We start from the raw sequence: 13,422 nt of genomic DNA on the forward strand, positions 1-13,422 counted from the left end.
CCTCCCGTACGGTAAGATACGGACTGCCCGGTAAAAGTCAAGCCGTTTTACCGTACGGGAAGGAACGCGGAAGCCTCCGGCCGTGCCCGCGCCGTTGTGACCCGTTGCGGCTTTGGCGCGTATATATAGGATTGGACCGTGCCTGAAAAAGTGCGGATCGGGGAAATTGCAAAAATACACGCGGGATGGCATGTTGAAAATGCGGGGGCGCTGCCCGCCCCGGCCCAAACGTGAAGGAGAAACGACGTGTACCGAGCGATAGTGAAATGGACCTGCTACGTGACCATCGTCGCCATGATGGCGCTGAACGTGTCCGTGCCCATGGCCAGGGCCGAGATGATCTCCACCGAGACCGCCGTTTCCGCCAGCCGGAACGAGCAGAACCGGGCCACGGTCCGCGCCTTCCTGGAGCGCGACGACATGCGCCAGGCCCTGGTCGAGCGCGGCGTGGACGTGAACGAGGCCCAGTCCCGGATCGACGCCCTCTCGGACCAGGAAGTGGCCGACCTGGCGGGGAAGATCGATTCCCTGCCCGCCGGCGGGAGCGCGCTGGGCATGATCCTCGGCGTGGGCCTGATCGTGTTCGTCATCCTGCTCATCACGGACATCGCCGGGGCCACGGACGTCTTCCCGTTCGTCAAGAAGCGGTAGCCCGGCCCCCATGGCGGCATTTCGGCCGCGCGGCGTCCTCCGGGGCGTCGCGGGCCTGCTTATCCTCCTGCTGTCGGCCGTCCTGGGCGGCTGCGCCCTGCATGTCGACGATCCCCTGGCCCTGCCCGATCGGGGGGCGCCCTCCGTGGCGCTCGACGTCCCGTTCTTCGCCCAGGAGGAATACCAGTGCGGCCCGGCCGCCCTGGCCATGGCCCTGGGCTGGAGCGGCGACCCGGCCACGCCGGACGGGCTGGCCCCGGAGGTCTACACCGCCTCGCAAAAGGGGAGCCTGCAACCCGCCATGGTCGCGGCCGCGCGGCGGCACGGCCGGATCGCCTATCCTCTGGCGGGCCATCGCGACCTGGCGGCCGAGCTGGAGGCGGGCAACCCGGTGGTCGTCCTGCTCAACCTCGGCCTGTCCTGGCATCCGGTCTGGCACTACGCCGTGGTCGTGGGCTATGACCGCGCCGCCGGGGAGATCCTCCTCCATTCCGGGGCGACCCGGCTCAAGCGCTATTCCCTCTCGCTCTTCCAGAACGTATGGGCCCGCGCCGACTACTGGGGGCTGCTGGTCCTGCCGCCCGACAGGCTGCCCGCCGCACCGGACGAGGCGGCCTGGCTGTCGGCGGCCGTGGGCCTGGAGCGCGCCGGCCGGACCGGGGCGGCGCTCACGGCCTATGAAACCGCGACCGGCCGCTGGCCAGCGTCCTTCGAGGCCTGGATGGGGGTGGGCAACGCGAGCTACGCCCAGGGCCTGGCCAGCGCGGCGGCCGACGCCTTCGCCCGCGCCGCCGCCATCGAGCCGGGCAACGGGATGGCCTACAACAACCTCGCCTACGCCCTGGCCCGCCTGGGCCGGAAGGCGGAAGCCGTGGCCGCCGCCGAAAAGGCCGTGGCCTGCGGCGGTCCGCTTGCGGAGAGTTTCCGCCGGACCCTGGACGAAATCCGGTAGGGCCGGTTCCCGGCCGCGCCGTTCACTTTCACTCGGCGAACGCCCCGGTCACGCCGGTCGGTAGCGCATCTCGCCGAAGCCGAGGATCAGATAGAAGATGAACGGCAGGAAGAACAGGGCGACGCCGAAGATGAACGGCTGGCCGAAGTTGCGGGCGATGCCGAGACAGAGCAGGAAGAGCACGACCAGGTTCGCCAGCGGGATGAACAGCCCCACGAACCACCACCAGGGCTTGCCCGCGATGCGCACCAGCACCCACAGGTTGTAGAAGGGGATCAGGGCCGCCCAGCCGGGCTCACCGGCCTTGGCGAACACCTTCCACATCCCCGCCAGCCAGACGATGCAGAGCAGAAGCGAAATGAATCCCATGCGGCCTCCCGCGCGTCAGGGTTTGCGATGCTTCCCTGATACAACGGATGCGCCGCCGGGGCAACGGGGCGGGAAAAGGGGGCGCGGGATCAGAATCCCAGTTCGCGCAGCCGCGCCAGGGTCAGGGACGAGTCCTGGTGCTCGTCCTTCCCGGCGGTCCAGGGCTGGACCATGCGCTCCACGTACTTGCCGATGACGTCGGTCTCGATGTTGACCTTGCGGCCCGGCGTCCATTCGGCGATGGTCGTGCCCTTCCGGGTCTCGGGGATGATGTTCACTTCCAGCCAGTCCGGGCCGCAGCCGTTGACCGTCAGGCTGATGCCGTCCAGGGCAACGGACCCCTTGGGGATGACGTAGCGGCCCTGGGCCGGGGAGAAGGTGAGCCGGTAGATGGTGGATTCGCCGGCCGGGCGCGTCTCGGCCACCTCGGCCAGGCCGTCCACATGGCCGGACACGATGTGCCCGCCGAAGCGGCCGCCCAGGGCCATGGCTCGTTCCAGGTTGACCTTGGAGCCTGCGCGCAGTCCGCCGAGGCTGCTCACCGAGAGGGTTTCGCGGCTCGCATAGGCCGTGAACCAGCCTTGGCCGAAGGTCTCCACGGTCAGGCAGACGCCGTTGACCGCGATGGATTCCCCCTGCTCGAAGTCGGGCAGGTCGAACAGCGGCCGGATGCGGAAGCGGGTTTCCGCGCCCCGGTTCTCCGCCGCCTCGATGCGGCCCAAGCCCATGACCAGTCCGGTGAACATGTGAAGCCTCCCTTGCGATGGTGCAAGGGAGTTGTAGCAGGGAGCGGGAGGCCTGTAAATCCGGCCGGGTCAGCGAAAGTAGGTGCGCAGGATGGCCCCGAAGTCCGGCGAGGCGCGCACGGCGTCCAGGGCCTGCTGGAACTGGGCCACGACGGGCTGCGGCACGTCGCGGTGGAAGGCGAAGTAGACCGGGGTCTCGCGCAGGAGGAAGACTGTCTCGAACTGGGCCGGGTCCAGGCCGATCCGGCGGATCAGGCTCGGCCAGGCGTGTTCCTCGTAGGCCACCATGTCCAACCGGTTCTCCATGAGCTTGCGGACGTTCTGGCGCATGTCGGACACGGCATCCAGGATGCACGCGGGGCTCTTGGCCTCCAGGATGGTGTGGGCCACATCGCCCCGCACGATGCCGACGGACCGGCCTGCGAGCTGGCTGAAGTTTTCGATGCGGATTTTCCTGTCCTTTTTGGCGAAGAGCATGAACCGGACTTCGAGGATGGGCCCGGCCCAGCGGAACAGGGATTCCCGCTCCGGGGTCCTGGCCATGCTGAAGAGCATGGTGCCGGGCTGCAGACGGGCGAGCTCGTAGGCTCTTGCCCAGGGCAGGACGTCGATGGGCTGCTCCTGGACCCCGAGCCTGGCCCAGACCCGGCGGAGCAGGTCCACGGAGATGCCTTGGACCTCGCCGTGGTCATTGTGCGTGAACGGGTAATATTCCTCGCTCAGGTAGGAGAGGTTCTCAAACGGACCGGCCTGGGCGGGACGGCCGAATGACGCCGCCAGGGCGGCCAGGCACAGCGCGAGCAGGAGCGGCGTATGGCGACAGGAGAGAACCATGTGTTCCTGTAGCTTGTTTTAACAGGTCTTGTCCAACCTAATGATCGATCAATCGGGCCGCATGGTCAGCAGCAGGTCCGTGCCGGACCGCTCGGTCCGGATGATGCGGAGGTCCATCGTTTCGCTCATGGGCGCGGCGCTGCGGCCCGCATAGGCGGCCGGGGCCTGGTCGTCGCCAAGGACGCGCGGGGCCACGAAGTGGAGAATCTCGTCGGCCAGCCCCTGGGCCAGACAGTGCAGGGCCAGGCGGCCGCCGCCCTCGATGAGGGTGTAGTGGCAGCCGAGGTCGTAGCGCAGCCGCTCGAAGCCCGTGGCCAGGTTCAGGCAGCCCGGGGAGCCGGGCAGGGGCCAGACCGAGGTGCCGCGCTCGCGCAGGTGGTCGGCCAGGGGCGAGCGCGCACTGTCCAGGGTGGTCAGGAACACGGTCCGCTCCGGCCTGTCGCGCAGGAGGGCGAATTGTTCGGGGCGCTCGGGCAGCCGGGAGGCGACGATGACGGCGTACGGCTGGACAAAGCCGTCGGGGAGCGGGTCCAGGCGGCAGGTCAGGCTCGGGTTGTCGGCCAGGAACGTCCCGCCGCCCACCACAACCGCGCCCACGCGGGCGCGCAGCTCCTGGACGCGGGCGAAGGATTCGGGGCAGGACACGGCCTCGGGCCGCCGGAACCGGGAGGCGATCTTGCCGTCCAGGGTGGCGGCCATCTTCAGGATGTTGAAGGGCGAGTGGGTGTCCTGCCAGAGCCGGAAGTCGGCGGTGAGGTCCAGGCACTCCTGTTCGAGCACGCCGGTGGTCACGGTGACGCCGTGCCTGGCCAGTCGCGCGGCCCCGCCCGCGGCCACGGGGTTCGGGTCCATGGCGCCGACCACCACCTCGGCCACGCCCGCCTCGATCAGGGCGTCGGTGCAGGGCGGGGTCTTGCCCGTGTGGTTGCAGGGCTCCAGGGTGACGTACATGGTCATGCCGCGCGGGTCGATTCCCTTCGCGCGCGCGTCGGCCAGGCACTCCCGCTCGGCGTGCGGCCCGCCGTAGCGCTGGTGCCAGCCCTCGGCCGCCACCTCGCCGTCGCGGACCAGGACGGCCCCCACGCAGGGATTGGGCGCGGTGGCCCCCCGTCCCCGGTAGGCCAGCTCCACGGCCCGGGCCATGAAGGTCTCGCGGCTAGGAGAAGTCGCCGTCCATGAAGACATAGTTGACCCCCGCCTCCTGGAGCATCTGCTCGGAAAGTTCGTCCGGGTAGTTCTCGGCGAAATAGATGTTCCGCACCTCGCAGTTGATGAGCATCTTGGTGCACAGGATGCACGGCTTGGTGGTGCAGTAGATGTCGCAGCCGGTCAGGTCCAGGTTGTGGGTGGCGGCCTGGATGATGACGTTCTGCTCGGCGTGCAGCCCCCGGCAAAGCTCGTGGCGCTCGCCGGACGGGATGCCGAGCTTGTCGCGGATGCAGCCCACCTCCTCGCAGTGGGCGATGCCCGAGGGCACGCCGTTGTAGCCGGTGGCGAGGATGCGTTTGCCGCGCACGGCGATGGCGCCCACGGCGCGGCGGGTGCAGGTGGAGCGCTGGGCGACCAGGTGGGCGATGCGCATGAAGTATTCGGGCCAGGGGAGTCTGTCGGGCATGGTCGTCCTCGCGGATTCTGGTGGAGATGACCGGTGCGGTGTAGCACGTCTCTCACCGAAAGTGAACGGCGCCGGCCCCGGCCGGGCCGGATGGTTCCGGCCGCCGGGGGGGCGCGTCGGCATGGAGGCCCCGGACCGGGGCCTTTGGATTACGCGCCTCAGCCGAATCCGCTGTGGCCGCCGCAGGAGCCGGCGGCGGGCATGGGGCCGGGGGAGCTCCCCTCGCCCTCGGGCCGCACGGCGCAGGCGCTCATCAGCTTCCGTGCGCCGGGGGCCCCGCAGTGGGGGCAGGCGGGTGTTTCCTCGTGGGAGAAGACCAGCTCCTCGAACTGGCTGCCGCATTTTTCGCACTGGTATTCATAGATGGGCATGGTGTCGCCTTGTGTGAGTTGAAGGTGTCTATCTATTATAGATGGGGCGCGGCGGGGGAAAGTCAAGCCGCCGGACCCGGCGTCAATGCGCGGGCCCGGCGGCGAAAGGGCGTTGGATGGGCGGCGGGGGCTAGGAAACGGCCACTTCGTAGCGGGTGGACGGGCCCTTGCCCCGCTTGACCAGCAGGCCGCGCTTCACGAAGTCCTGGAGGTCGTAGATGGCGGTGCGGGTGGGCAGGCTGCCGCCGACCATGTCCTGGTACTCCTTGCGCGTGACCTTGCCGTTGCGGAGGATGGCGGGCCAGGCCGCCTTCTGCCGTTCGTTGAGCGGCGCGTCCGGGGAGAAATCGGCGTCCGCGTTCTCGCCCGTCTCCTCGGCCTCGGCCGCGTCCGGGACGTCGGGTTGGCGCTGGGGCGCGAAGCCGGAGGGCTGGGGCGCCACGCGCGGCAGGTCGAACTCGTTCTCCAGGCGGATTTCCTCGGCCTGGATGGTGTCGGTCTCGGCCATGATGGCGGCGCGGGTGATGGAGTTTACCAGCTCTCGGACGTTGCCGGGCCAGTCGTAGGTGGTCAGCTTGGCCAGCGCGCCCTTGCTCAGCCCGAGGTTGGAACGCCCGGCCAACTGTTCGGCCTGCTGCAGGTAGTATACGGCCAGCAGGGTGATGTTCTCACGGTGCTGCCGAAGCGGCGGAGTGGAGATGGAGACCACCTTGAGGCGGTAGTAGAGGTCCTCGCGGAAGGTCTTGTCCTCGATCAGGCTCGGGAGGTCCACGTTGGTGGCGGCCACGATGCGCACGTCCACGGTCTGCTCCCGGTCGCTGCCCAGGGGTTTGATCTTGCGGGTTGCGATGGCCCGGAGCAGCGACTGTTGCACCTTGGGCGAGGCGGACTGGATCTCGTCCAGGAACAGGGTGCCGTTGTCCGCCTCGACGAACGCGCCGTTGCGGTCGTCCTTGGCGTCGGAGAACGCGCCCTTGACGTGCCCGAACAGGGCGTCGAGCAGGAGGTTCTCGTCCAGCGCGCCGCAGTTGATGGAGACGAAGGGGCCCTCCGCGCGGCTGCTGTGGTGATGGATGGCCTCGGCCACAAGCTGTTTGCCCGTGCCGGTCTCGCCGGAAATCAACACGTCCACGCCGGTCTGGGCGGCCTTGAGAATGTTCACCTTCATGCTGGAGATGGCCGGGCCCTGGCCGATGATCTCTGGAATGCGGCTGACCTCGGCCTCGGCCAGCACGGCCCGCTCCCGTCTGAGGGAGGCGCGCTCGCGGTTGTTGACGTTGAGGATGGCCTCATCGCGGACCTCGATCTCCCGAACCTGTTCCTTGACCTTGCGGATGATGTTGTTGATGGACTTCTGGAGCCGGTTGACGTCGAACCCGCTGTAGGGGAGATGGATCTCCTCCATCTCTTCCAGAGAGTCGAGCTTGGCCATCCTGTCGGCCAGGACGCGGATGGGCTTGGTGAAAACTCGGCCGAAGAGGTAGACCAGGAGCGAGACCAGCACGGCGGCTCCCAGGGTCACGAAGAACATGACGTCCATGTTTTTGTACCCTGCCACCACGGGCAACTGGCTGCGGTCCACGAAGACCACGCCGCCGAAGGTTGTGGGGTCGACGTCCTTGCCGCCCCGGAAATTGACCGGGGCGTAGCTGAAATAGAAGGAGTCGACCACCGAGTTGCCCATGCGCTCCGCAGGCACGATGCGGATGCCGTGCTTGCCCTGGTTGATGGCCTTCACCGCCTCCCAGTATCGCAGGTGGTCGGTGTTGGGCCGGAACGCCGCGCCGTGGCCCGCCTTGCCCAGGGTTCCGTTGAAGTTATCGCGGGCCAGGTAGGTGGTCAGCGCGCCATCGGGGTTCTTGAGCGCCTCGGACTGGAAGAGAATCCAGCCCTCCTGGTTGAAGAAATAGGTGAAGCGCAGCTCGTTGCTGCGCGGGAATCCCCACATGGGCGAGTCGTCCGAGGTGTAGAGGGAGAGGATGTTGCGCAGTTGGGTCGCCTCGACCGAGAGGAAGAGCAGGCCCTCGGGCTTGTTGCCGTCGCCGGGGATCGGGGTGTAGAAGCGTATGACGTGCGATTTGACCTGGAGGTTTGAGGAATGCTCGTCGGGCATGGGGTAGGTGATCTCCATGATGTCGGAGAGGGACACCTCGCCCGGCTTGAGGGACTCCAGCCGGTCCAGTTCGCCGAAGGGCGTGGGGTTGATCCTGTCGTGGCCCTCGGGGGATAGTTCGCCGATGGCGTCGCCCCTGCGGACCAGGATGACCGGCTGGCCGCCCGAGGACGGGACGTAGCACAGCTCCAGGTAGGGGATGGAGCCGGAGGCCACGCGGCGCGCGAACTGCTCGCGCAACAGGGCGCCCTGCATGGGCCCCTGGGCGAAGAAAAGCAGGTCCTTGCGGCAGTTCTCCAGGAACTGCTCCATCTCGTGGGCCACGGCCATGGTGTGCATGGTCACGGACCGTTCGATGGCGATGTTGATGAACCCTTCGGAAACCTTGTAGGAGGCGTAGCCGGTGACCAGCAGGATGACGGTCAGGGACGGCAGCAGGGTGAGCAGCAGTTTGCCCCGCAGCCCCAGGCGGGCCGCAAGCCAGGTGGGCAGGATATTGAAAGTGCGGGGATTCTTTTCCCGTCGTTCCTTCATGGCGTCCTCCGGTCGTGACATATCCGTCGGCCCCCCCTCGGGCCGTCCTTCCCTCTCCATGAGCCCTAAGGGGTTGTCGGCACTTTTGTCAACGAGGAAATGGCACGATGCTTGCTCATTTGCCAACATGCTTTTTTGCGCAAAGGCAGGTCTGGCAACAATTTATAATTGTTTGTAATAATTAGGTTTAGTTTGGCAACGTCAAGCAACGAATCAGGCGGCTCGGTATGAAAAGCGACATGTTGTTTTCCGGCGTCCACAGAATGCTGTTCGTCACCATGCTCCTTATTCCCGCGATTCCGCTCCTGGTGGCGGCCGGGGTGGGGTTCTATTCCTTTGTCAAAACCACGGAGCGTTTCGCCGTGGGCACCATTGAGCAGAGCGCGGCCGACCATCGCCAGTTGGTCAACGGGTTCCTGAACGAGCGGCGGGGCGACCTGGAATCCTTCCTGGCCCTGGCCCGGCCCGAGGCCCTGTCCGGCAAGACCGCCGAGGCGGAGATCGGTGCGTTCCGCGCCGTGGGCGGCTCCGCCTTCAGCGACATGGGCCTGATCGACCCGTCCGGCGTCCAGACGGCCTATGTCGGCCCCTATGCCCTTCAGGGCAAGGACTACCGCCAGGCGGACTGGTACGTGGAGACCCTCAAGAAGGGATATTTCATCAGCGACGTCTACCTCGGGTATCGCAACGTGCCCCATTTCGTCATAGCCGTGGCCCGGCGCATGAACGGCGGGGTCTGGGTCCTGCGGGCCACCGTGGACTCCGCCCTGTTCGGCCGCATCGTTGAGAAGGTCAGCGTCGGCGACTCCGGCGAGGCCTACATCCTCAACAACGACGGCGTGCTTCAGACCCGGCGTCGCACGGGCGGCGACCTGCTGGAAAAGGATGTCTTCGTCTATCCCGCCCAGGTCGGCGGCGTCATGGCCTTCATGGGCGACGTGGCGGGCGACGACTATCTCTTCGCTTCCGCCTCCATGAACGACGGAAAGTGGCGGCTCATCGTCCGCCAGAAGCGGGACGAGGCCTTCGAGTCCACCACAGTCGCCGTGTACACGGTCCTGGTCATCCTGCTCGTGGGCGGGGCCATCATTCTCTGGCTCGCCCTGGTGGTCAGCCGGCGGGTGGTGGACACCCTCAAGCGCCAGGCCGAGGCGATGGGCAAGCTGGAGAACCAGCTCCTCCAGGCCGCCCGCCTGGCCGAACTGGGCGAGATGTCCGCCGGGTTCGCCCACGAAATCAACAACCCGCTTCAGATCATGAAGGCCGACCTGGCCCTGCTCGACCTGGACGTCGAGGACCTGCTGGCCAAGGGGGAATCAAGCGAGCTGTGCAAGGAGATCAAGGAGGTCGCCGAACAGTTCCGGCTACAGATCGACCGCTGCGCGGGCATCACCCGCGAGATCCTCCGCTTCGGGCGGCAGGATGCGCCGCAGCTCCAGCCTATCAATCTGCTCGAATACCTGCCCAAGGTCGGGGCCATGATCCAGAACAAGGCCTCGGTCAACGGCATCGCCATGACCTGCGAGGTGGACCGGTCCGTGCCCGTCATCCAGGCCGACCCCGGCCAGATGCAGCAGGTGATGATCAACCTGCTCAACAACGCCATCTACGCCGTGGTGGATCGCCACGGGGTCAAGGGCGGCGAGATCGCCGTGGACGCCCGGGCCGACGACGCGGGCAACGCCATCATCCGCGTGCGCGACAACGGCAGCGGCATGTCGAAGGAAACCATGGAAAAGATCTTCATCCCCTTCTATACGACCAAGGCCCCGGGCCAGGGAACCGGCATGGGGCTCTCGGTCTGCTACAGCATCATCGACTCGCTCGGCGGCGAGCTCTCCGTGGAAAGCCGGAAGGGAGAGGGCACCACCTTCACCATCAAGGTTCCCGCCATGCGGAACTAGCCCGTCAGCAGACCACTTCCGGCATCGGCTCATCCTCGGGCCGGTGCCGGGAGTAGGTCGTTTCCCGATCCAGTTCATCCAGATAGTCGCGATAGCGGACCAGGTAGAAGGACAGGGCCTTGGAGAAATTCCGGCCCACCAGCCCATTGACGAAGAGCATGGCCACCTCCTTCTCCTCGGCCAGGATCTGCTGCGAGGCGAGGAAGACGTCCAGCTCGTCCTCGTTCATGGTCGCGAGCGCCAGCCGCAGGGCCTCCCGGGCGCGCGGCTTGTACATGCGGATGTAGAGCAGGTCCAGGGCGTTGGCCATGACCTCGGAGACGTGGTCCGTGCCCGACGAGCGGGAGAGCTCGATGAATTCCTCGGGCCTGGACAGGGTTTCGAGCATGTTGCGGGTGGGAAAGGCGATTTCCAGTTGGGCGAAGAGCTCGAAGACCTGGCGGATCTTTTCGGTGTAGTCCCAGTGCCGCATGGCGATGTTGTGGCCCCGGTCGGCCAGTCCTTCGATGATCCCGGCCACGCAGTCGGAGGCGAACTTGGAGATCACGGCCGCCCAGAGCTGGAGCACGGCCGCGGCGTCCGTCACGCCGTGCAGGGCCAGGGCCCAACTGACCACCATGTTGAAGGCGAAGGCCACGGGTATGGAGAACACGCTGCGGAAAAAGTTCCCCAGAGCGGCCTTGCGCGGCAGCCCCCGGACCAGGTTGTGGGTCGAGATGTACACCCCGTTGGTCAGGGCCATGATGGTATAGAGCATCAGCGGGTCCGTGGCCGTGGTGATGCCGAACCCGCGGTCCAGGACCATGGACTTGCACAGCCAGTCGAGCAGCGGCACGGAAAAGCCGGTGTAGAGCAGGGAGTCGGCGATGCGCTCCCAGTCGATGTAGTCGTGCCAGGTCAGGTAGGCGGACCGGCGCAGCCCGCCGCCGCCGAGCACGGACTGGATGATGTTGCGCACCCCGGTGATGGCGAACCAGATGACGCCGCCGAGGTAGGCCAGGACCCACCACTCCTTGGTCAGGTAGAAGGTCAGGAAGGCCGGGATGAAGCCCAGCAGGACCTTGAGCAGGTTCTTCAGGGTGGTGTTGACCCGATCGGCCGAGGGCTTCTTCCGGCCCGTCTTGAGCTCCTCGAAGAGTTGCAGGCCGTTGCCCTCGCGGCTCATGCCGCCCAGGGAGACCACGTTGCCGCACCGGCCGTCCTCTATGCGGTAGCCGGAGACGCGCCAGCGGCTGCGCTTGGCGCAGATCAGGCCGCGCACGCCCGGCAGGTGCGCCAGGGTGTTGGCCAGCCCCCGGCGGCGGCCCGGCCGGACCGTGGGCGGAACGAACTCCACGGCCGAGGCCACGTCGCAGACCACCGGGATGCAGCTCGCGCCAGCAGCGGAGCGCACCTCTCGCTGAGAGCGCAGCGGCAGGGTCTCCACAACGGCGAAGCCCATGCCGTGGGTCCGGGTGGAACGGCCGGTGGACCCGCTGCCGATGGTCCCCTTGAGAGGGTGGCGGCGGTAGCGGTCGAGCAGCCGGTGAAAGTCGGTAAGGATCTCCTCCAGCCGTTCCCGCTGCGCCAGTCCCTCGGGGGTGCCGCAGCATCCAAGCTGGTCGATGCAGTAGCTTATCATCCGCTTGAGGGTGACGGCGTTGTGCTCGTTGATGGCCTGGAGCAGCTTGCTGATGGGCAGGCGCCGGGTGACCTGGAGCTCGGTCAGGGACTTGATGTTGAAGATTTCGAAATGGGAGATGCGGCCCTCGCAGTCGTAGAGGATCTCTATGACGTCGGCCAGGTCGAGGTCGGTGAGGATCAGGGTCAGGAGGCTGGCCGGACAGGCATGGCGCAGCCGGGCCGTGAGCGCTGCCGGGTCGAGCCGGAGCAGCTCGGGCGCGTCGCCGCACCTGCCCGGGGAGTCCGGGTCCGGGATGTCCGGGTTTTCGGCGGGCACCAGGTAGCGCTCGACGATGGTCTCCGCGTCCAGGGAGTCCAGGGTCTCGATCTGCATGGCGATGGCCGCCTTGGTGTCGTAGTCGGACTCGGCGTATTGGAGGCGGAGCTCGGCCACGCGGTTCGCAAACAGGGGCATGAGCCGCTCGTGGATGTGGTTGCCCAGGTGAAAGATGGAGGGTTGGCCCGTGCCGATGACCCTGGCCACGTCCTCGTAGTTGATGGGGGGCGGCAGGATGCCGAACTCCTGCTGCATGGACTGGCGGTGCACCTCGTTGAACCGCTCGGTCACGGCGCGGACGTAGCCGGTCCGGTCGGCCTGGACCTGGCGGCCCAGGCGCATCAAGTCCTGCACCGCCTCCTGGCGGAAGAATTCATCGCGGTCGGAGTCGTCCTGCAACCCGTTGGGACTCCATACGATCTTTATCAGTTTGCCGCGGAACAAGGCGCGGTATTCGATGCCCACTCGCACCGAGATATCGAGAATGCGGGCCGAGGCGAAGAGCTCGCGGGCCACGGCGGGCTCCATGAATTCATAATAGACCACGGTCAGGTGGCGGATGCCCTTGACCCAGGCGTCCATTATCAGGTGGGTGGCGGACTTGCGCCCCTTGCTGTTGGCGTCGTGCACCCGGTCGTCGAAGGTGACCTGGTTCCACTCCTCGGGCATTTCCAGCAGATGGTACTTTTTCATCTGGCGGCGCAGGAACCCGATCTTGCCCAGGGCCGCGCGGCGGAAGTCGTGGGCCAGCTCCAACTGCTTCTCGTCGTCGCCTCTGGCCCGGATGAGTTCCTTGCCGATCTGCACCAGCACGCGGGCGCGGTTGTTGCGCATGCTGCCCCTGGCCGCGGCCAGGGTTTCGTCGCGCAGGGCGATGAGGGCCTTGATCCGGTCCGAAGACTGTTCGGAAGTCAGGGACTGGAGCAGTTGCATGATCGCATATCCGATGCGCAAACCGGGTTCGGCCGCCAGTTCCTTGATGCCGTGGGGGCGAAGGTAGGGTTCGAGAATGGTCTTGAAGTGTGAGCGATCCACTCCCCTGTTCGTAAGATCATTCAAAATTTCCAGGAGCTTGTGGTCGTTTTTGTCGTAGTAGAGGGAAGGCAGGGTCACGGCGTCTCTCCATTGTTTCAGTTACGTCCGATGGTATGCAGCAACCATGCCTTGCCACATAATCTCGCGGCGGCGGCCCCATGCCGCGCGGACATGCCCGGTATTTCCAAGCATATCGCAATTTTCGGCAAACGTCATCGGAGAATGACGCCTCGGTTGTCGGAATCGATTTTGCCAATCAAAGATCAGGCAAAATCGAATTGCGCAATAAGTTGCCAGAATAAACTCTTTAAATTCGAGTAGATACAGTTGGCATGACGGTTGCTAAGCGAGAAACAGGT

General features: G+C 66.4%; 11 protein-coding genes. 3 read left to right on the top strand and 8 right to left on the bottom strand.

All coding sequences use genetic code 11. The features are described from left to right. The first annotated feature begins 246 nt into the window (after positions 1 to 246). Both PHP91_RS01220 and PHP91_RS01225 read left to right on the top strand, forming a co-directional pair. Positions 247 to 651 carry a PA2779 family protein gene (locus PHP91_RS01220; protein WP_300135718.1) on the top strand — a complete coding sequence of 135 codons (405 nt, stop codon included), beginning with the start codon at positions 247 to 249 and terminating at the stop codon, positions 649 to 651. A gap of 10 nt (positions 652 to 661) precedes the next feature. After that, on the top strand, positions 662 to 1,603 hold the full coding sequence (locus PHP91_RS01225; RefSeq protein WP_300135720.1) for a PA2778 family cysteine peptidase: 942 nt from the start codon (positions 662 to 664) through the stop codon (positions 1,601 to 1,603). A gap of 48 nt (positions 1,604 to 1,651) precedes the next feature. Here the strand turns inward: PHP91_RS01225 and PHP91_RS01230 are convergent, their stop codons facing one another. The 7 genes from PHP91_RS01230 to PHP91_RS01260 all read right to left on the bottom strand — a co-directional run bounded on the left by PHP91_RS01230 (position 1,652) and on the right by PHP91_RS01260 (position 8,185). Beyond that, complete coding sequence (locus PHP91_RS01230; protein ID WP_300135722.1) at positions 1,652 to 1,972, bottom strand: DUF5684 domain-containing protein; 321 nt, start codon at positions 1,970 to 1,972, stop codon at positions 1,652 to 1,654. 89 nt (positions 1,973 to 2,061) lie between these two features. Beyond that, the gene (locus PHP91_RS01235) at positions 2,062 to 2,718 is read right to left on the bottom strand and encodes a riboflavin synthase (RefSeq protein ID WP_300135724.1); all 657 of its coding nucleotides are present in this window, start codon (positions 2,716 to 2,718) and stop codon (positions 2,062 to 2,064) included. Positions 2,719 to 2,787: 69 nt separating this feature from the next. Next, complete coding sequence (locus tag PHP91_RS01240) at positions 2,788 to 3,552, bottom strand: transporter substrate-binding domain-containing protein (protein WP_300135726.1); 765 nt, start codon at positions 3,550 to 3,552, stop codon at positions 2,788 to 2,790. Between the two features lie 48 nt (positions 3,553 to 3,600). Further along, the gene (gene ribD, locus PHP91_RS01245; RefSeq protein WP_300135728.1) at positions 3,601 to 4,737 is read right to left on the bottom strand and encodes a bifunctional diaminohydroxyphosphoribosylaminopyrimidine deaminase/5-amino-6-(5-phosphoribosylamino)uracil reductase RibD; all 1,137 of its coding nucleotides are present in this window, start codon (positions 4,735 to 4,737) and stop codon (positions 3,601 to 3,603) included. Then, positions 4,709 to 5,167, bottom strand: coding sequence for a cytidine/deoxycytidylate deaminase family protein (locus tag PHP91_RS01250; protein WP_300135730.1), 459 nt, complete (start codon positions 5,165 to 5,167; stop codon positions 4,709 to 4,711). The genes ribD and PHP91_RS01250 overlap by 29 nt, the downstream gene beginning before the upstream one ends. 158 nt (positions 5,168 to 5,325) lie before the next feature. Then, the gene (locus PHP91_RS01255) at positions 5,326 to 5,538 is read right to left on the bottom strand and encodes a zinc ribbon domain-containing protein (RefSeq protein ID WP_300135732.1); all 213 of its coding nucleotides are present in this window, start codon (positions 5,536 to 5,538) and stop codon (positions 5,326 to 5,328) included. 130 nt (positions 5,539 to 5,668) lie between these two features. Then, on the bottom strand, positions 5,669 to 8,185 hold the full coding sequence (locus PHP91_RS01260; protein ID WP_300135733.1) for a sigma-54 dependent transcriptional regulator: 2,517 nt from the start codon (positions 8,183 to 8,185) through the stop codon (positions 5,669 to 5,671). A gap of 227 nt (positions 8,186 to 8,412) precedes the next feature. Between PHP91_RS01260 and PHP91_RS01265 the strand changes: the two genes are divergently transcribed. Further along, positions 8,413 to 10,089 (top strand): ATP-binding protein, encoded by a 1,677-nt coding sequence (locus tag PHP91_RS01265; protein WP_300135735.1) that lies wholly within the window; start codon positions 8,413 to 8,415, stop codon positions 10,087 to 10,089. Between the two features lie 4 nt (positions 10,090 to 10,093). Here PHP91_RS01265 and PHP91_RS01270 read toward each other — a convergent pair whose 3' ends face one another. Further along, positions 10,094 to 13,141, bottom strand: a complete 3,048-nt coding sequence (locus PHP91_RS01270) for a hypothetical protein (RefSeq protein WP_300135737.1) — start codon at positions 13,139 to 13,141, stop codon at positions 10,094 to 10,096. Between the last annotated feature and the right edge of the window lie 281 nt (positions 13,142 to 13,422).

This window comes from Pseudodesulfovibrio sp., from assembly GCF_028692895.1.
Lineage (GTDB): Bacteria > Desulfobacterota > Desulfovibrionia > Desulfovibrionales > Desulfovibrionaceae > Pseudodesulfovibrio.

Bases quoted from the DNA above. Each gene is read 5' to 3' on its own strand.
- PHP91_RS01225 (WP_300135720.1), top strand. From the start codon at position 662: ATGGCGGCATTTCGGCCGCGCGGCGTCCTCCGGGGCGTCGCGGGCCTG.
- PHP91_RS01230 (WP_300135722.1), bottom strand. From the start codon at position 1,972: ATGGGATTCATTTCGCTTCTGCTCTGCATCGTCTGGCTGGCGGGGATG.
- PHP91_RS01235 (WP_300135724.1), bottom strand. From the start codon at position 2,718: ATGTTCACCGGACTGGTCATGGGCTTGGGCCGCATCGAGGCGGCGGAG.
- PHP91_RS01240 (WP_300135726.1), bottom strand. From the start codon at position 3,552: ATGGTTCTCTCCTGTCGCCATACGCCGCTCCTGCTCGCGCTGTGCCTG.
- ribD (WP_300135728.1), bottom strand. From the start codon at position 4,737: ATGTCTTCATGGACGGCGACTTCTCCTAGCCGCGAGACCTTCATGGCC.
- PHP91_RS01250 (WP_300135730.1), bottom strand. From the start codon at position 5,167: ATGCCCGACAGACTCCCCTGGCCCGAATACTTCATGCGCATCGCCCAC.
- PHP91_RS01255 (WP_300135732.1), bottom strand. From the start codon at position 5,538: ATGCCCATCTATGAATACCAGTGCGAAAAATGCGGCAGCCAGTTCGAG.
- PHP91_RS01260 (WP_300135733.1), bottom strand. From the start codon at position 8,185: ATGAAGGAACGACGGGAAAAGAATCCCCGCACTTTCAATATCCTGCCC.
- PHP91_RS01265 (WP_300135735.1), top strand. From the start codon at position 8,413: ATGAAAAGCGACATGTTGTTTTCCGGCGTCCACAGAATGCTGTTCGTC.